Annotated in this window: 13 protein-coding genes and 3 pseudogenes; 6 read left to right on the forward strand and 10 right to left on the reverse strand. The window is 32.0% G+C overall.

Annotation, left to right across the window (positions count from 1 at the left end):
• Window positions 1-1,058: 1,058 nt before the first annotated feature.
• On the reverse strand, window positions 1,059-1,352 hold the full coding sequence (locus tag GOY07_RS00195) for a hypothetical protein (protein WP_175837320.1): 294 nt from the start codon (window positions 1,350-1,352) through the stop codon (window positions 1,059-1,061).
• A gap of 133 nt (window positions 1,353-1,485) precedes the next feature.
• Here GOY07_RS00195 and purM point away from each other — a divergent pair, with 133 nt between their 5' ends.
• On the forward strand, window positions 1,486-2,520 hold the full coding sequence (purM, locus tag GOY07_RS00200; protein WP_175837322.1) for a phosphoribosylformylglycinamidine cyclo-ligase: 1,035 nt from the start codon (window positions 1,486-1,488) through the stop codon (window positions 2,518-2,520).
• Here purM and purC read toward each other — a convergent pair whose 3' ends face one another.
• Window positions 2,521-3,243 (reverse strand): phosphoribosylaminoimidazolesuccinocarboxamide synthase, encoded by a 723-nt coding sequence (purC, locus tag GOY07_RS00205; RefSeq protein WP_175837323.1) that lies wholly within the window; start codon window positions 3,241-3,243, stop codon window positions 2,521-2,523.
• A 69-nt stretch (window positions 3,244-3,312) separates the two neighbouring features.
• Between purC and trmD the strand changes: the two genes are divergently transcribed.
• The 4 genes from trmD to GOY07_RS00225 all read left to right on the forward strand — a co-directional run bounded on the left by trmD (window position 3,313) and on the right by GOY07_RS00225 (window position 6,835).
• The gene (gene trmD / locus GOY07_RS00210; protein ID WP_175837325.1) at window positions 3,313-4,020 is read left to right on the forward strand and encodes a tRNA (guanosine(37)-N1)-methyltransferase TrmD; all 708 of its coding nucleotides are present in this window, start codon (window positions 3,313-3,315) and stop codon (window positions 4,018-4,020) included.
• Window positions 4,004-4,381, forward strand: coding sequence for a 50S ribosomal protein L19 (gene rplS, locus GOY07_RS00215; protein WP_175837327.1), 378 nt, complete (start codon window positions 4,004-4,006; stop codon window positions 4,379-4,381). The genes trmD and rplS overlap by 17 nt, the downstream gene beginning before the upstream one ends.
• Before the next feature lie 402 nt (window positions 4,382-4,783).
• Window positions 4,784-6,034 carry a PstA family ABC transporter permease gene (locus tag GOY07_RS00220; RefSeq protein ID WP_175837329.1) on the forward strand — a complete coding sequence of 417 codons (1,251 nt, stop codon included), beginning with the start codon at window positions 4,784-4,786 and terminating at the stop codon, window positions 6,032-6,034.
• Window positions 6,035-6,037: 3 nt separating this feature from the next.
• Window positions 6,038-6,835: a phosphoribosylformylglycinamidine synthase subunit PurQ gene (locus GOY07_RS00225; protein WP_175837331.1), complete on the forward strand. Its 798-nt coding sequence runs from the start codon at window positions 6,038-6,040 to the stop codon at window positions 6,833-6,835.
• Between the two features lie 169 nt (window positions 6,836-7,004).
• On the opposite strand, the pseudogene GOY07_RS00230 reads toward GOY07_RS00225, so the two are convergent.
• From GOY07_RS00230 to GOY07_RS00260, 7 genes and pseudogenes are all read right to left on the reverse strand, one after another.
• Window positions 7,005-7,965: pseudogene (locus tag GOY07_RS00230) on the reverse strand (IS630 family transposase).
• Between the two features lie 156 nt (window positions 7,966-8,121).
• Window positions 8,122-8,679, reverse strand: coding sequence for a glycerol-3-phosphate 1-O-acyltransferase PlsY (gene plsY / locus GOY07_RS00235; RefSeq protein ID WP_175837333.1), 558 nt, complete (start codon window positions 8,677-8,679; stop codon window positions 8,122-8,124).
• A gap of 225 nt (window positions 8,680-8,904) precedes the next feature.
• Window positions 8,905-10,371: an alanine/glycine:cation symporter family protein gene (locus tag GOY07_RS00240; protein WP_175837335.1), complete on the reverse strand. Its 1,467-nt coding sequence runs from the start codon at window positions 10,369-10,371 to the stop codon at window positions 8,905-8,907.
• A 2-nt stretch (window positions 10,372-10,373) separates the two neighbouring features.
• Window positions 10,374-11,700, reverse strand: a pseudogene (locus tag GOY07_RS00245) (alanine:cation symporter family protein).
• 27 nt (window positions 11,701-11,727) lie between these two features.
• Window positions 11,728-12,498, reverse strand: coding sequence for a CDP-alcohol phosphatidyltransferase family protein (locus tag GOY07_RS00250; protein WP_175837337.1), 771 nt, complete (start codon window positions 12,496-12,498; stop codon window positions 11,728-11,730).
• The gene (locus GOY07_RS00255) at window positions 12,495-13,187 is read right to left on the reverse strand and encodes a phosphatidylserine decarboxylase (protein ID WP_175837338.1); all 693 of its coding nucleotides are present in this window, start codon (window positions 13,185-13,187) and stop codon (window positions 12,495-12,497) included. Before GOY07_RS00255 ends, GOY07_RS00250 begins: the two co-directional genes overlap by 4 nt.
• Before the next feature lie 239 nt (window positions 13,188-13,426).
• Window positions 13,427-14,471, reverse strand: a pseudogene (locus GOY07_RS00260) (recombinase RecA family protein).
• A 229-nt stretch (window positions 14,472-14,700) separates the two neighbouring features.
• On the opposite strand from GOY07_RS00260, the gene truA reads away from it, so the two are divergent.
• Window positions 14,701-15,438: a tRNA pseudouridine(38-40) synthase TruA gene (gene truA, locus GOY07_RS00265; RefSeq protein WP_175837340.1), complete on the forward strand. Its 738-nt coding sequence runs from the start codon at window positions 14,701-14,703 to the stop codon at window positions 15,436-15,438.
• A gap of 8 nt (window positions 15,439-15,446) precedes the next feature.
• Here truA and dnaN read toward each other — a convergent pair whose 3' ends face one another.
• Window positions 15,447-16,598: a DNA polymerase III subunit beta gene (dnaN, locus tag GOY07_RS00270; RefSeq protein ID WP_175837342.1), complete on the reverse strand. Its 1,152-nt coding sequence runs from the start codon at window positions 16,596-16,598 to the stop codon at window positions 15,447-15,449.
• Between the last annotated feature and the right edge of the window lie 104 nt (window positions 16,599-16,702).

A 16,702-nucleotide genomic window follows, 5' to 3' on the forward strand; every position in this document is an offset into this window, starting at 1 on the left:
TTCGCACTTTCTTTAGCATTTTTATTGATTTCATGACTTTTTCATCCAATAATTTTGATTATAATATCATTAAATCTCGATATTTTACTTACTTCAGTAAGGCTTCTTTCCCATTATTCTCTACCAGCTCCTTATATAGTGTAAACTGGTATTACAACACAGGTTAAAGTAAAATTAGATAGACAAAATTTTTACCCTCATACAGTGCAGCAGATCCTGGAAATGAAGAAAGTTCTAGCTTGTTTGTACCAAATATCAAGACTGATTGTATTAATATATTTCTTGAATAAATATCACAATATTTAAGGAAGTAAGAAGCCTTCTTGTCATTAATTGTATTAATTAGCACCAATTAAAGAATTTAAAGGTACCTAAAAATATCGAGGCCATACACCTATCACTCTATGCCTACCAAAGCTCAATCTTATTGAGAGACTTTAGTTGTATATAAAACAGAACATTTTGCGTAATAAAATCGTAATATAACTGCTTTGCTTGGAACGCTTTGTGTAAATTTTTACCTCTCTTTTCACCCAGCAATTAAATGACTCTGCAATATCACTTATTTGCTCACTAACAATAAAATTGGTATAATTTGCCCTGTTTTCTGTTTGGTTTAAGTTGTATAATAAGTCTAATGTCATAATAAAGAACTTATATTTTCTTCATTAACGCTTTTCATGAACTGTGAGATTATTTTAAGTTAAGGTTAAATCTTATTTCCAGCAAATTGTTTCTACAAGTATAGTGCATTTTCGCATTATAGTGCTTTAGCAACAGGTAAGTCATGTAAATACTAATATCTTTTGTACTTAAATTATTATTTTCTTTCTTGTTAAGATTTGCTACTAATGATCTACTTAGAGGCTTGTGATCATTTAGAACTTGCATTGTTAGTAGAGTTTCATATTTTGTTTGACTCAACAAAACAGACATTTGTTCAATTTCTGCCACTATACTGGCTATAGTTATTACCATATTAGAGATTATTTTATTTATCTTCTCAATAAAATCTAATTTACACTTCACAAAATATTCATCTATTTTCCACGTGAATTTTATTTTTTTTTTAGTAAATAATTTGCAATATTCAATTTGGTCTGGTTAAAGCTGTGATTGTCTGCTGAGGAAGAGTATGCCTGTTTCATAACTTTGTGTTTATATATTAAATCATCGGAGCTTTCCCTGAGAAGCAACAATGCTTCCTTACATACATTAGTACCATTTTGATGGACTACTTCAAGCTCTTCTAGTCCACACATTATTCCATTCATAGAGTTAGCAAAGTCATGAAGCAATTTTCCTGATAATAACTCTGTTATTGACAGTATGTTTTTAATGTTCTTGCTCATTGGATAATTATAAATGATTTAAGTTATCCTATATTGGTTGACATATAATAGTCAATTGAGAAAAAGTTTTGTTGTACTTTTTGCGTTGAATTGTTAATATAGTGTTAATAGTCACAGGACTTGTAAAAGGATCATGAATACTTACGCTAAATCTGGAGTAGATCTAAAATTATATAATAAACTACTAAAGGAAGTTCAACTTATTGTTGATGAAAATAAAAAAGAAGAAGTAATTAGTGAAGTGGGTTCATTCTCTGCACTATTTGATTTTGCTGCTTTAAGCAAGAAATATGATCATCCTGTACTAGTTTCTTCAACTGATGGAGTAGGTACAAAACTGTTGATAGCGCAAGAAGTAGATAAACATGATACTATAGGTATAGATTTAGTTGCAGCGTGCGTGAATGACTTGCTTGTGCAGGGAGCAACACCTTTATTTTTCCTTGATTATTTTGCAACAGGTGCTCTGAACAAAGATGTTCTATTATCTGTGATTCATGGTATTACAGAGGGATGTAAACAGGCCAAAATAGCATTAGTTGGTGGAGAAACTGCAGAAATGCCTAGAATGTATAGTAGCAATCACTATGACCTTGCAGGGTTTGTGGTTGGAGTGATTGATAAAAGCAAGATTCTTCCTAATTGCGGTATGATGAAAGCAGGTGATTATATAGTTGGCTTAGAATCAAGTGGAATTCATTCAAATGGATTTTCTTTGGTGCGTCATATTTTTGAAGATTTGGGCATAAGTTACAATGATCTGTCTCAGTGGGATAATCAACTTTGGGGAGAAGTGTTGCTCAAGCCAACAAAAATATATGTTGATTCTTTACTGCCTATTATGTCCCAAGTAAAAGGTATTGCACACATTACAGGTGGTGGCTTGATAGATAATGTCCCAAGAATTCTTCCAAAAAACTTATTTGCAGACATAGACATCAATTCTTGGAAATGGCCAGATATATTTTTGTGGCTGATGAAAGAGGGTAAAGTGGGGAAGAAAGAAATGTTAAGAACATTTAATTGTGGTATTGGTATGGTATTAATTTTAGATCCTAAAAGGATGCAAAGTATAGAAAATCATTTCCAAAAATGTGGGGAAAAAATTAAGATCATTGGGAAACTTGATGAAAAATACAACCCATCACTTAATGGAGTAGTATTTTAATTAGTATAACTTTATTGATAACCTTTTTGCAATCTCTAAGTATGCTTCCTTCAAACTTCCTAAATTTAAGCGAAAGACGTCTTTATCTAATTTTTTGCGTGTATTTTTATCCCACAATCTACAGTTATCAGGGCTAATCTCATCTGCCAAAGTGATCTTTGTATCATCGTTTATTGGTCTGCCAAATTCCAATTTAAGGTCTACTAAATCTATTTCTGCATTTAAAAATAAGTCAACTAGAACTGTGTTAATTTTGAGGGTTGTAATTTTGATTACTTCCATTTCTTCATGAGATAGCCAGCTAAAATATAGTACGTGATTTTCATTTACCATTGGATCAGCTAAGCTGTCATTTTTATAAAAAAATTCGATTATAGGAGATGCAAGCTTCTCACCTTCTTTTATATTGAAGCGCTTACAAAAACTGCCAGCTGTGATATTTCTTACTACTATTTCAAGAGGTATAATTTTTAGTTTTTTTACTAACTGTTCTCTTTCACTTAAAGTTTTTATAAAATGTGTGTTAATTCCTGCTTTCTCAAGTATTTCCATGACAAAAGCGCTAATGTAATTATTAATTATTCCTTTGCCTTCGATAATTTCATATTTCCCTTTATTGAAAGCTGTAACTTCATCTTTGAAGTATTGTATGACGGTTGATGGGTCTTTAGTTTCAATAATAGACTTTGCTTTACCTTGATATATTATTTTGTCTGGCAACATGTGTGATTTAATTATATATTATAGACATAATATCAAATTACTACTTAAATTTACTACAAATTTATAGATATGTTCAATGTTATAATATTAACCATATTTCCAGAAATGTTTCCTGGGTTTTTAAACTATTCCCTTACTGGAAAAGCATTAGAAAAGAAAATATGGAACCTTGAAGTGGTAAATATTCGTTTTTTTGCCAAGGATAAGCATTTGACGGTAGATAATGTTCCGTATGGGGGTGGAGCAGGGATGATTATGCGTCCTGATGTAGTTGGTGATGCAGTTGATAGTATACTTTCTGCTCATAAAGATACTAGATTTATTTATATGACTCCTTCTGGTACAAAATTTAATCAGAGTATTGCAAAGAAATTGGTAGAGTTTTCTCATATAACAATATTATGTGGTCGATTTGAGGGTATTGACCAAAGAGTGATTGATGAGTATAATCCTTATGAATTAAGTATTGGAGATTATGTCCTTTCAGGAGGAGAACCAGCTGCAATGGTGGTTCTGGACGCATGTATTAGGCTTATTCCTGGTGTGGTAAGTAATTCTGATAGTATTATTGAGGAGAGTTTTAGTTATAGTGGTGGTATGCTTGAGTACCCTCAGTATACCAGACCTGAGCAGTGGAGGAAGCATAGAGTACCTGAAATTTTGTTATCTGGTGATCACAAAAAAATAAGTGATTGGAGACAGAAACAGTCTCAAGTTATAACAAAAAAACTTAGGCCTGAATTATTAGATAGAGAAACAAATGACAAATTTACTTGAAAAGTTCAATAAGCAACTGATGCTGGTGTTAGCTAAAAAAGTGCCAGAATTTCATCCTGGTGATGATTTGAAGATTACTTTTAAAATAGCTGACGGTGTAAGTGAGCGTATGCAGGTATTTGAAGGTGTATGTATATCAAAAAGAAATCGAGGATTACATTCTTCTTTTGCAATTAGAAAAGTAAGTCATGGAGAAAGTATAGTATCTCAATTTTTTATTTACTCTCCTGCATTAGCTTCAGTCCAAGTAATAAGAAGAGGAAAGGTTCGTAGGGCAAAGTTATACTACTTATGTAAACTATTTGGAAAAGCTGCAAGGATAAAAGAGCGTGCTACTTACAAAAGCAATAGTTCTAAGTAGGAATGGAACATGGTGTTAATAACATTAATTCCAATGCGTGATATATAATTATAAGAGTATTTAAATATGATACGGCGTGATGTAATAAACGCTTTCATGAAAGCAGCTGACATTGGTATTCAGCTTTTTATGCAATCTTATCAAAGGCATTTATTTAGTATAAGATCAACCACTTTTTATACTCAACAAATCAGTTTACTTATAGATAAGCAAATTTTCTTGGATTTCAGTATCACGCATTGGAATAATACTGGCAATTATGTCTTGTATTTACTTTACCACAATGCGGAAGGTTTGTACAGTGTGAGTTTGACTAATAGGATTCTGGAAGAAAGAAATGGACTTCAGTATTAGCTTGCATACATCATTACGCACTTGAACAACAAGAAAGGACTAAAATAAATGGGCATAAAGACAAAATTTCTTAAATTGCTTCAGTCTAGACGTGTGCATGCTCGTATCAAAAGGAAGAATAAAAAAGATAAGGCGTTATGTTTTTGTTCTTTTATAACGCTAGTTATTTCGCTTGGCTGCCCTGTGTGTATATTACTGAGTATATTGATTAACTCTTATAGCGCCTTAACAGTAACAAAAATTCTATTACCAATTGAAATAAATACTGATTTTACCTTAGTAAATAATCTTAGCGATTTGCGGTATAAATCTATTAATTTGCTAAATAGTTCTTTACGAAAGATATTTGAGGGAACTGATTTCAAGAGTAGTGACGAGATTTTAAGTCGTAATTCTTATAAGGAGTTAGAGAATTTTGTTCGTAGGAAAGTAAAACATAGTGGTAAATACGAAGTCTGGTTTACCGCGTCAAGTATAACAAATTCAATAAACAAGGGTAAGTATTTTAACAATCATTATGCTGGGTTGCTTAATTGGCTAAAAGAACAAGGGAGAGTAGGAAAATTTTTTAATAAATCTTTATTTGTTGAGTCTGACTCTCGTGAACCTGAAAACGCGGGAATCTTGGGGGCATTTGTTGGTTCATTAATGACGATTATAGTATGCTTGGCTTTGGCGTTACCAGTGGGAATTATGTCGGGCATCTGTCTTCACGAATTTATGCCTAGGAATAGTATAATCACTAATATTATGGAGGTTAGCATAAATAACCTTGCTGCAGTGCCTTCAATAATATTTGGTGTGGTAGGCTTAACTCTCTACCTTGGAATATTTGGACTACCACGTTCTTCGCCACTTGTTGGGGGAATGACTCTTTCATTTATAATGTTACCTAATATTATAATTGCAACAAAAAATGCCTTTGCTAATGTTCCTATTACAATAAAGGATGCAGCTTTTGCTCTTGGAGCGCCTCATATCAGGGTGATATTGGATCACTCTTTACCGATTGCCTTACCAAGGATAGTACATGGCACTGTGCTTGCAGTTGCAAGAGTTTTAGGTGAGTCTTCTCCTTTACTTATAATAGGTATGGTAGCATTTATCGCTGACACACCAAGATCCTTTTTTGACCCGGCAACTGTTCTTCCTGTACAAATATACATATGGTCAAGTAGTCCTGAAATCGCATTTGTAGAACTTGCTGCTATTGCAATTATAGCCTTGTTGATAATGTTATTTGCTCTAAATTTAGTAGCAAATTTTGTAAAAAGAAAATTTGAATTTTTTAATTTTTAATTCATGAAAATTACCGTTTTATCTGGTTATGGCTTAAATTGCGAAAAAGAAACTGCGTTTGCATTTGTAGAATGTGGTAGAAAATTTGGTATCAGCAATATAGAAGTAAGGATCATTCACATTAATGAAATTATAAAGAATCCAGGTGAACTAAGGTTAAGTAATATACTTGCAATCCCAGGTGGTTTTTCCTACGGTGATGACACTGGTGCTGGTAATGCTTTTGCTTTGCGTATTAAGAACAACTTATTAGATACGTTTTGGGAGTTTTTATCTCAGGATAAGCTTATCATAGGAATATGTAACGGTTGTCAGATATTAGTGAAGTTAATCCCGGAATTTTCTAACTTGGCCTTAACACGTAATGATATAGGTAATTATCAATGCCGTTGGATTAAAGTAAAAGTTAGTCCACAAAGTAATTCTGTTTGGTTACGTGATCTAAATGAGTTATATCTTCCTATTGCTCATGGAGAAGGCAAGTTCTTTATGAATCAAGGTGTTTTAGATCAATTGATTGAAAATGATTTCGTTGCATTGCGTTACATCAATGGAAATGGTGACTATGCCAACTTGCAATTTCCTCATAATCCGAATGGATCTACATATGACCTAGCGGCTTTATCGGATAAAAGTGGTAGAGTATTAGCTTTAATGCCTCATCCAGAAAGGGGAATATTTTTTACTCAACAAGATAACTGGCCACTTGAAAAAGAAAAGTGCAAGCGCTTAGGGATTCCTATGCTAAAATATGGAGATGGAATGCGCATATTTGAAAATGCACTAAGGTATTTTTGTTAAAACTTATTGATAAGGATTTATGGTCAAGATTGAACAAATATTTCTTATCAGATCATTGGTAAGACTAAATTATTTTAGCTTAACGTTGTATTTATTTCCCCATGTGACACAGGAGTTATACTAATTCTTATTGTTAATATAGGTTAAATGAGTGACATTGTAGAGTTACTTAATTGTGGAGTAAGAAAGGAAAGTTAATAAATTTGCACAAAGCGCCCTTAAGTAAAGCAATTGTATTATAGACTTTATTAAGTGAAATATTCTGTTTTATATATAATCATAGTCTTTCAGTAAGGTTGAGCTTAGGTGAATTGGTGGTAAGTATATAATCTTGATATTTTTAAGTACCTTTAAATTTTTTGATTTATACTAACTAGCATAGTCAATGACAAGAAAGGCTTTTCGTATTCTTAAATATTGTAACATTTGTTCAGAAAATATATTCATGTAATTAGTGTTGACATTCGGTGCAAGTAAGCTAAGCTCTCCATTTTTAGAATGGGCTGCACTGCAGAAATAAAAATTTTTGTCTACATAATTTTACTTTAACTTGTGTTCTAACGCTATTTTTAAACCACCTGTGTCCAATTTTCAAATGTGTGCTAAACTGCAATTCATCAAAGATGAATAACTCTTGTTTAGGATGCTTATCAAAATTTTTTTTAAACTTTTCCTGTTTATCCTTGTTTTTTCATTGTAAATTGATCTTGGCGTAGTAGTACAAGAACTTCATTTTTTGCATATTATGGTATACTGTAGACTTACTGGCCATTCAAGGCAAAAGTTTTCCTGAATTTTTATTTCTCATTTCTTTAATGGTAATATTGGGATTTTCTTATATCTATACTTTGACTTGTTTAAATTAATTCTCTGATTCAATTTTATTTTTCTACAATGTTAAGGGGAGTAAATAATTTTACTTCTCTTATAAATTTTAGGTGCTTTTATTCATGTAGTTAGTGCTGTTCTTAAAATGCGACATATTTTTGCTACGGCTGTTGTGCTATGCTTTTTTGTTGCAATTACAGCATTTAGTTTTTTGCAACATATGCGTTATTTTACACTTTCTTCAGCATTTCTTTTACTGATTTCATGATTTTTTCATCCGATAATTTTGATTTTAATGCCATTTAAACTTTGCTATTTTACTTGTTTGAGTATGGCTTTTTTCCATTATTGTCTATCCATTCTCTATATAGTGGGAATTTATATTAAGCTGAACGGGGATATATCTGTTAGTAATGTAGTAGAAGAAATGGGATATAGCTTATAAAAACTAACGTTTCCTAATTTTGTAGAAGATTCATAATATTTTTATAATGTTTGCAAAAAATTAATATTGCTAAAATTAATAGTGTGAAAAATAAGTCTTTTTGAAGAAAGAAAGATGCTAACACGGTAGCTATAGTAGAAGTCAAAGAGGCAATAGAGGAGTATCGAAAAGCAAAAAATGCTGTTAACCAAACAAATACAAATGATAATACTAAATAGATGTTAAGTGCTATCAAAATTCCCAAAGTTGTTGCAACTCCTTTTCCTCCGCTGAACTTCAACCATATAGGAAACATGTGTCCTAAAACTGCTAAAATTGCAGATACATATATGTAAAAATCACCATTATCAAAAAGTTGTTGTGCTATATAAACTGCAATAAACCCTTTTAAAGAATCTAGAAATAATGCTAAGACAGCAAGACACTTATTTCCTGTTCTTGCAACGTTTGTAGCGCCAATATTTCCTGAACCTACTTCTCTTAAATTTATTCCTTTTATTTTTGTAATAAGTAAACTAAATGGTATTGAACCTAGTATGTAGGATAATATAAAAACTATATGTTTTCCCATTATATCCATACTTTTAGTGTTATTTTAGCGTGTGAAGTATAAACCGTGCAAGTGTGTTGTAGCTTCTTAAGAATGGTCTTACCAAAGAAAATGTTACCATAAGATGGTGGAACTTAATTGCAAATAAGTACATCAGAGAGCTTATAGTATTATGTATTAGAATTGACATCAAAGATCGGCATCCTCATTTATTTTTTTCGTTTAACTGATATTTACATCAAGAACTTAATAGATTTTATTATTTCTTAGCCTTTTTAAGTAATATTGAACTTCATCACTAATTTGACTGCTAAACAGTATAAGTGCTGTCATGTTAATAAGAGCTAAGCAAGAGAATAAAGTTCCACCGATATTAGCAATAGTCATTATATCTTTAGATAAACCTGAGAGAAATGCAATCACTACTACCGCTATGCGATATATTACAACACTTTTTGAACCAAATAAATATAGCCATCCCATTTCACAACAATATACAAACGAAATTACCGAAGAAAACGCAAACAAAGGCGCAGCTATAGTTAATAGTATAGGAAACCAAGGAGAAACTGTTTCAAATGCTCTTTGAGTAATCAATATTCCTTCACCAATGCCAGTCTGGTACGCACCTGTTATCACTATTGTTATTCCTGTTAAACAACAAATTAACATTGTATCAAAGCATGGTTCTATCATCGCAACTAGTCCAGTTCTAACTGGCTCCTCATCTCTAGCTACTGCATGAGTAATTGAAGCGGAGCCAACACCTGCTTCACTGGCAAAAATTGCCCTTTGAACTCCAGCAACAAATGCCCCTACTATTCCTCCATCGACGGCATTGAGGTCTATCATATTGGAAAATAATATTTTAAGTGCATTGCCAAGGTTATGAATATTAAACGTAATTATCGTGATACAACTAAAAACATATATAAGTGACATAACAGGCACTAGCGCAGAAGATATTCTCGCTATTCTTCCAATTCCCCCAATAATCACTAGAGCAAGCAACGCAGAGATTATAGAAGATAGAAACCAAGGATGACTATCTACCCAATTTGAATAGCCAGATAACATTGAAACCATTTGATTGGTTTGAAATGCTACACTACCACCCAGACCTGACAATACAAAAAACACTGCATATACGGCAGCTAAGACAATACCAAGTTTCTTAAACCCAAATTCTTCTAAACCATTTCTTATGTATTGAAAAGGACCACTAAATAACTGTTCTTGGCCTTTTGTTCTGTGCCTGAATGCTAAAGTCACTTCAGCGAATTTGGCTGACATACCAAAAAAACCTGTAATCATCATCCAAGGTACTGCTCCTGGCCCTCCCATTGAAACTGCAATTGCGACACCAGCAACAGTTCCAAGACCTACCGTGCTTGAAAGTGCAGTGACAAATGCCTGAAAATGCGTAATGTGACCATTATGATGATCTGTACCATATTTTCCACATAAAATAGCGAACGCATGTTTAAACATCTTTATGTTGAGAAATTTAAAACGCAATGTTAAAAAGATATAACCAAAAGCTACTAGAAGAATTATAAATGGCACGTAGAAAATTTTAAAAAACAGCACTTCATTCATGAAGTTGTTTATTCCATTTAATATAGCGTCGTAGCTCTCATAAAAACCTGAAGTAGCGTATGCATCATTAAACAATAGGCAAAATAATACTATATAAAGCAATCTATAAATCATGTTTAATACCCTTTAGAATTGTAATAAGAATCTATTGTATTTAAGACTTCTCTTCTCAGTAGATATATTGCAACAGCATTTGGAACCATAAGGCACATAAATAGACTGTTGCCTGAATAAGATGTAAATTCTATATTTTTCAACATACAACTAATATATACCAAAATTGCTATGAAAACTTGGAGCAATATCAGTACTTTTTTGTTACCAAATAAGTACAATAAGATAACTTCGTAGTAGTAATAGTAAGATATTTTTGTGGAAAACGCAAGGAGAAACATTATTAAAGGAAGAACTAGCCTGCTGAATAAAGGCAAGACTATTGAAAATACTTGAGCTAACCAATGTAATATCGCTTGCGTTGTTAAGTGCAATGCATACTAGTGATAATTATCACAATATCAGTCAAAAATGAGACTAGTATTATGTCTAAGAGCGATGCAATCATTATAACACTCACAACTTTAATTTGATCTTTTACAGCTAAATGTACTGTGGTTGTTGTTTATGTGCCCCCTACCTCGTTAGCAAAGATAGATCTTCTCGCTCTTTAATTCACTCAATATCTCACCTCTTATAGCTGACCTACTAAAGATGGCTTGAAATATTGTAAACAAAATATCCAGTAGATTATTTTTGTTGACACAGATTAAATGTATATACGCGCTACATATAACACTATCATAGTCGGCATAAACCTGTTGCAACAAAAATAATGTGTTTTATTCCTTCCGGTATTACAATTAAAATAAGCTGTGATATAATGACAGGTATATTGTATTCAAAGAGCTTATTCACAATAACGCTGCAATTTGATTTGTATGAAATGGTATATCACTAAAAGTTAGTGCAACAAGCAATATAATTGCGTAAGTGCATGAGAAAAATCTGCCAATTCTTATAAATTCAATCTTTGCAATTTCGTACTTCATATAATAAGAACCTCACCAGTTGTCTTTTCAGGCGATAACTAAATGCAAGCGCTACTTCAATAAACTTTATCGACATGCCAAGATATTCCGGTAATTATCATTCAAAAAATTGAATTAAGGTCCCTACTGTAATGGCTATTACAATTCCTGATATCGTAGCCAACCTTTTCTGAAATTACCGTTGTAAATGCTTGGATATGAGTGATTATGCCATCGTTATGATTACATTCTAGGTTGAGTAGCGTTTGTATTCTATGCTTGAATAGGCTAAAGTTAGTAAACCTAAATTGTGCAAAAGAACTCCAGTTGTAATTATCCATATGATTATAAATGAAATGAGGAATACCTTTACGTGTAGAAGTGAATTTGATAATTCACTTATTATTTTTACAAGCATGTTACCCACTACTTTTTATATCTATAGCTAACGAGTCTTATACGTGTAGTATATATAAAGTCCGGTGCTTATTGGAATAGTAAGAGTATACACTATACCTAAAATTGGTAGAGTGATCCAGGGTTTACTGACGAAGAATACGATAAATACTCCAAAAAGTGATATAAATATATAAGACAGGCTTCTGGGAATGTAAATGTACTTTGCAGAGAAAGTTGGAATATGACTGACTGAAAAAAACGAAATAGTCAAAAAGTAACAAGTCATATTCTTTACGTTAAAAAGTTGTTCTATAAGAAGTAGATACTCACTTTCTTGAGAATGAAAGGTAACAATTATTGGCAATAAAGAAAGTAAAGCACATATTGGTGCTGGAACTCCAGAAAAGAAAAATTTTTCCCAGTTAAGTTGTTCTACGTTTAATGACACATTAAACCTTGCAAGCCTTATTGAGATACAGATTACATATATCATCACTAATATCCAGCCTATAACTTTAATTTCCTTTAATTTCCAAAAATATAAAAGAAATGCAGGTGCTGTTCCAAAATTTAGAAAATCTGCAAAAGAATCAAGCTGCGCTCCAAAATCACTAGTTGATTTTAGAATTCTGGCTATTCTGCCGTCCATTCCATCTATAATTGCTGCAATAATAATAAAAATTACTGCAAACTCCCACTGTTCATTAAATGTAAACTTAAGCGAAGTAAGGCCAGAACACAAACCCAATAAAGTTATAAAATTTGGGAATAATTTAGCAATAGGTAGAGATCTACTGTTACTGCTATTGTTGCTCATATAATGTCAAAAATAAGCTTTTCTTGAGCATTTTCCTTATTCAGGTTTGCTATAATTGTTTCACCACCAACAACAGTTTGCCCTTCTGAAACTCTTATTTCTATATCAGTAGGAACGTAAATGTTCACTCTACTGCCAAATCTTATAATTCCAAATCTTTCACCTGCTTTGACGCTTTGAGATACTCTTAAATTACAAACGATACGACGTGCAATTAATCCGGCTATTTGTTCTATAATAATCTCTTTTCCCTTTGTGTATTCAATTACAATAACCTGCCTTTCATTTTCATTGCCAGATCTATTGCTCATTGCAGACACGAACTTACCTTTTTTATAGTACATTTCCTTTACTGTACCAGATATTGGTATGCGATTCACATGTACGTTCAAAATGCTCAAGAATATGCTAACAAGTGTAAACTTTTTCTCTTCTCCATTGTCTATTGACAAAGGATAATTAACTTCTTCAATTTTTGAAATTATACCATCGGCAGGACTTAGTACAAGATCCTTGTTGCTTGGTATAATCCTTGCTGGATCACGAAAGAAATAAGTGCACAATAATGTTGGAAACAAGCATGTAACACCAAATCCCCAAGATATAGAGAATGCTATGCATGTCACTATAAAAGAAACTACTATAAATAGATAACCTCCCCTATTTATACTAGGTAAACTAAAACACATAATCTTGTTGATAATAATCTATTATTAATAATTTATCATCTATCACTCTTGATGAAAAGCTTTTTTTAAAATATATGCTACTTTAATAAAATCTTTTTGGTATAAAGATAACATTAAAAATTGCCATATTATAGTTAAACGATTTGATAAATCATTATTCCACAATGGAATTCATGCTAAGTCTGTAGGGTATTATAAATGTGCTACAACAACTCACCAGGTACAAGTTTTAGCTAAAATTAAAAAATTTCTTCTTCTAAAGAAACCAGCTTCTTTTCGTCTCTATTTATGATGAAATCACCACTATTTTCAGGTAAGTCTCTGATTTTTGCTTTTACTTCATTTGTAACTTCTTTGTTTGATTTGAAATGATTTTTTATATTCTCTGTTCTTTTCAAGGTGTGTGTTGTTATAGTAATAATAAGCGTCAGCTTTTTCAAGGACACCCTAAGTTTTGCTCCTATATCTATTATTTCTCCAAGTTTCGGTATGCCTTTATTATGTATTATATCAAATTTTGCTTCTCTAAACAAAGAGATGCCTTGTTTTTTTATAACCTTCACTCTTGTTTCATTGCCTGTAATATTCTCTTTACCTTTTATTGTACTAACCTTTCTTATATCAAGTCTTACAGAAGAATAGAATTTTAACGTATTTCCATCCGTAGTAGTTTTAGAATTTTTGCATGCCATACTTATCTTCACACGAATTTGATTGATAAATATCAGTATATAATTTGCTTTTTAATTACGGAGGTGAGCTTTTGTAGTCCATAACTTAAAAGTCTTGCTTGTAATCTTGTGTACTGATCACTCATGTTTCTTTAATTTTAGCTATTGGAGTTAATGCTGCAACAGAGTCAGCAACTATTACATCAACTGCTCTAGAACACACTAAATACTCAACGATATGCAAAGCTTGCTCTTTTCAGAGTTAGAGGTTGCGAACTTATTAAGTAACTGGTGTTTGTTCTAAATTTACAACATATATGATATTTAATGCATGTTCTGTATTAATAAATGTACACAGCCCATCTTTATTTTCTGTGCTTTAGCAATTATATGCAAAGCAAAAGTGGTCTTATCAGAACTTTTTAGACCAAATATTTTAACCATACGTCCTTTAAGCAGTTCCCAACACTTATGACTAAATCAAATGCAATTCAATTAATTCTGTAAATGCCATATCTATTTTCTCTATATGATTTTGCTTCAGCTTTATTATTGCATTTTTACTGAATGCTTTTTGCTTATCATTATTTTTTTTAGATTGCTTGCTATAGATTATTTGTGAATTTGTTTTATTTTTATGATAATCTAACGTGAATGACTTGCCAAGACATTTCTAATGTTCATATATTATTTGGCGAAAAAAAATAATATTTTGAAGAGATAAGTTATATGATTTAAAAGGTATGGCACATACTGTTTTAAATGCAGAACCTTGCAACATAGCTGACTTTGTTAGTTGTATACCCAATTATGTTAAGATAGGAAATTAGATAAACTTTGCAGTGCGATACAAAATAACGATAGAGTATAACGGCAGTAGTTTTTCTGGTTGGCAGAAGCAGCAATATTCTGCTAACTCAATTCAAGAGACCATAGAAAATGCTATATTTAATTTCAGTGGTGAGAAAGTTACTCTGCATTGTAGTGGCAGAACTGACGCAGGAGTTCACGCTTTAGGACAAGTTGCTCATTTTGATATGAAAAGGGAATTTGAGCTTTATAGAATAAGAAATGCCATAAATTATCACTTAAAATCAATTCCTGTAGTTGTGCTGAATACAGAAGCTGTAGATGATACATTTCACTCGCGATTTTCAGCAAAGAAGAGATATTACGAATACAGAATAATTAATCGCTACGCTCCTGTAGTTCTAGAAGCAGGTTATGCGTGGCAAGTATTTAATCCACTTGATGTAAACATCATGCGTGAAGCTGCTAAATATCTGCTTGGAAAGCATAATCTTTCAAGTTTCCGCTCAAAAGATTGCCAGGCTATAAATCCAATAAGAACGATTGATGGTATTGATATAGTACAGAATGGGAGTCATATATACATCAAAATATCTGCTATTTCTTTTTTACATAATCAAGTGAGGATCATTGTAGGAACTTTAGTTGAATTTGGAAAAAATAGAACTAATCCACAAGAAATGCTAAGTATATTAAATCAATGCAAGAGAAATGCTGCTGGAGTTACTGCACCACCTTTTGGTTTATATTTAACAAAGATAGATTACTAGTTAATAGCTTATGTCCTTACTGGCATCACTATATATAATGCATTAGGATCATTTTCGTCAGTAATAACTGTAGCACTATTATTATTTAATAAGCTAAGCTTGCATTTGCTTTTTATACAAGATAAAGCATCAAGCAAATAGCGTGAATTAAAACCTATTTCTATAGGTGCTCCATTGTAGTCTACCTCTATAGACTCAGTTGCATCATTACATTCTTGAGAGTTTGAGTGTAGGGTTAATAACCTTTTTTGTAATGAAAACTTGATAGATTTTATTCTATCAGATACAACAACGGAAACTCGATCTATAGCGCTAGCAAGTTTACTGCTTTCAACAACTATTTGTTTATCTTGAGATGCTGGAATAACGCCTTTGTAATCTGGGAAAGTTCCATCTATTAATTTTGATATTAGGATATACTCACCACATGTAAACTTGATTTTTCTGCCTGAAAGTTTTATATTAATTTCATTACAGTCATCCAGTACTTTTAGCAGTTCTATAACAGTTTTACGCGGTATGATTACACCAAGCTCGCCATTGATATTTTGGGGTTTGGGCCTCTTTACACACGATAAACGGTGACCATCAGTTGCGACGCAATATAGAAACTGCTCATCGGTATGTAAATATATTCCATTTAAATTATATCTTATATCATCTAGTGATACAGCAAATTTTGTTTTAGTTAATAAATCTATCAAGTCTGTATTCAGTAGAGTAAAATTATACTTATAATCGCCTTCTTCAAGAATGAGGGGATTGTTTGAGACTACGTTTGGTAAAGAAAAGTTTGTATTCCCACAAGATATCAATAATTTTCCTTGGTCATTTACTTCAAAAGTGATATCCAAATCAGCTGGCAACTTCTTTACTATATCGTGTAAAGTATGTGCTGAAACTTTTACTTCTCCTTCTATTGATATATCTGCGGCGAGTGAAGCAAATATTGAAATATCAAGATCAGTAGCCATTAATTTTATGTTGCTATGTTGTGCTTTGATATTCATACATGCTAAAATATCTATCGTATTGCGCCGTTCAACTACTCCACTTACTCTAGATAGCGTCTTTAAAAGATTTGCACGGCTTACGCTAAAACGCATTTGTCCATATAAAGAATTTTGTTTTTTAACTTCTACACCTGCAACTTCTGACATTATCAATTCTTAAAAATATATTTTAAATGATATCAATATTCTGCGTAAAGTAAAGTACTTATTTATATTTCTACCGGAGGAATGATTTTTTACACTGTGGCTTA

The organism is Wolbachia endosymbiont of Litomosoides sigmodontis, assembly GCF_013365435.1.
GTDB lineage: Bacteria > Pseudomonadota > Alphaproteobacteria > Rickettsiales > Anaplasmataceae > Wolbachia.

Excerpts from the sequence above, each read along its gene's own strand:
- GOY07_RS00220 (WP_175837329.1), top strand. The coding sequence starts at position 4,784 with ATGGGCATAAAGACAAAATTTCTTAAATTGCTTCAGTCTAGACGTGTG.
- GOY07_RS00255 (WP_175837338.1), bottom strand. The coding sequence starts at position 13,187 with ATGTGTTTTAGTTTACCTAGTATAAATAGGGGAGGTTATCTATTTATA.
- dnaN (WP_175837342.1), bottom strand. The coding sequence starts at position 16,598 with ATGTCAGAAGTTGCAGGTGTAGAAGTTAAAAAACAAAATTCTTTATAT.
- purC (WP_175837323.1), bottom strand. The coding sequence starts at position 3,243 with ATGTTGCCAGACAAAATAATATATCAAGGTAAAGCAAAGTCTATTATT.
- plsY (WP_175837333.1), bottom strand. The coding sequence starts at position 8,679 with ATGGGAAAACATATAGTTTTTATATTATCCTACATACTAGGTTCAATA.
- rplS (WP_175837327.1), top strand. The coding sequence starts at position 4,004 with ATGACAAATTTACTTGAAAAGTTCAATAAGCAACTGATGCTGGTGTTA.
- GOY07_RS00240 (WP_175837335.1), bottom strand. The coding sequence starts at position 10,371 with ATGATTTATAGATTGCTTTATATAGTATTATTTTGCCTATTGTTTAAT.
- trmD (WP_175837325.1), top strand. The coding sequence starts at position 3,313 with ATGTTCAATGTTATAATATTAACCATATTTCCAGAAATGTTTCCTGGG.
- GOY07_RS00250 (WP_175837337.1), bottom strand. The coding sequence starts at position 12,498 with ATGAGCAACAATAGCAGTAACAGTAGATCTCTACCTATTGCTAAATTA.
- GOY07_RS00195 (WP_175837320.1), bottom strand. The coding sequence starts at position 1,352 with ATGAGCAAGAACATTAAAAACATACTGTCAATAACAGAGTTATTATCA.
- purM (WP_175837322.1), top strand. The coding sequence starts at position 1,486 with ATGAATACTTACGCTAAATCTGGAGTAGATCTAAAATTATATAATAAA.
- GOY07_RS00225 (WP_175837331.1), top strand. The coding sequence starts at position 6,038 with ATGAAAATTACCGTTTTATCTGGTTATGGCTTAAATTGCGAAAAAGAA.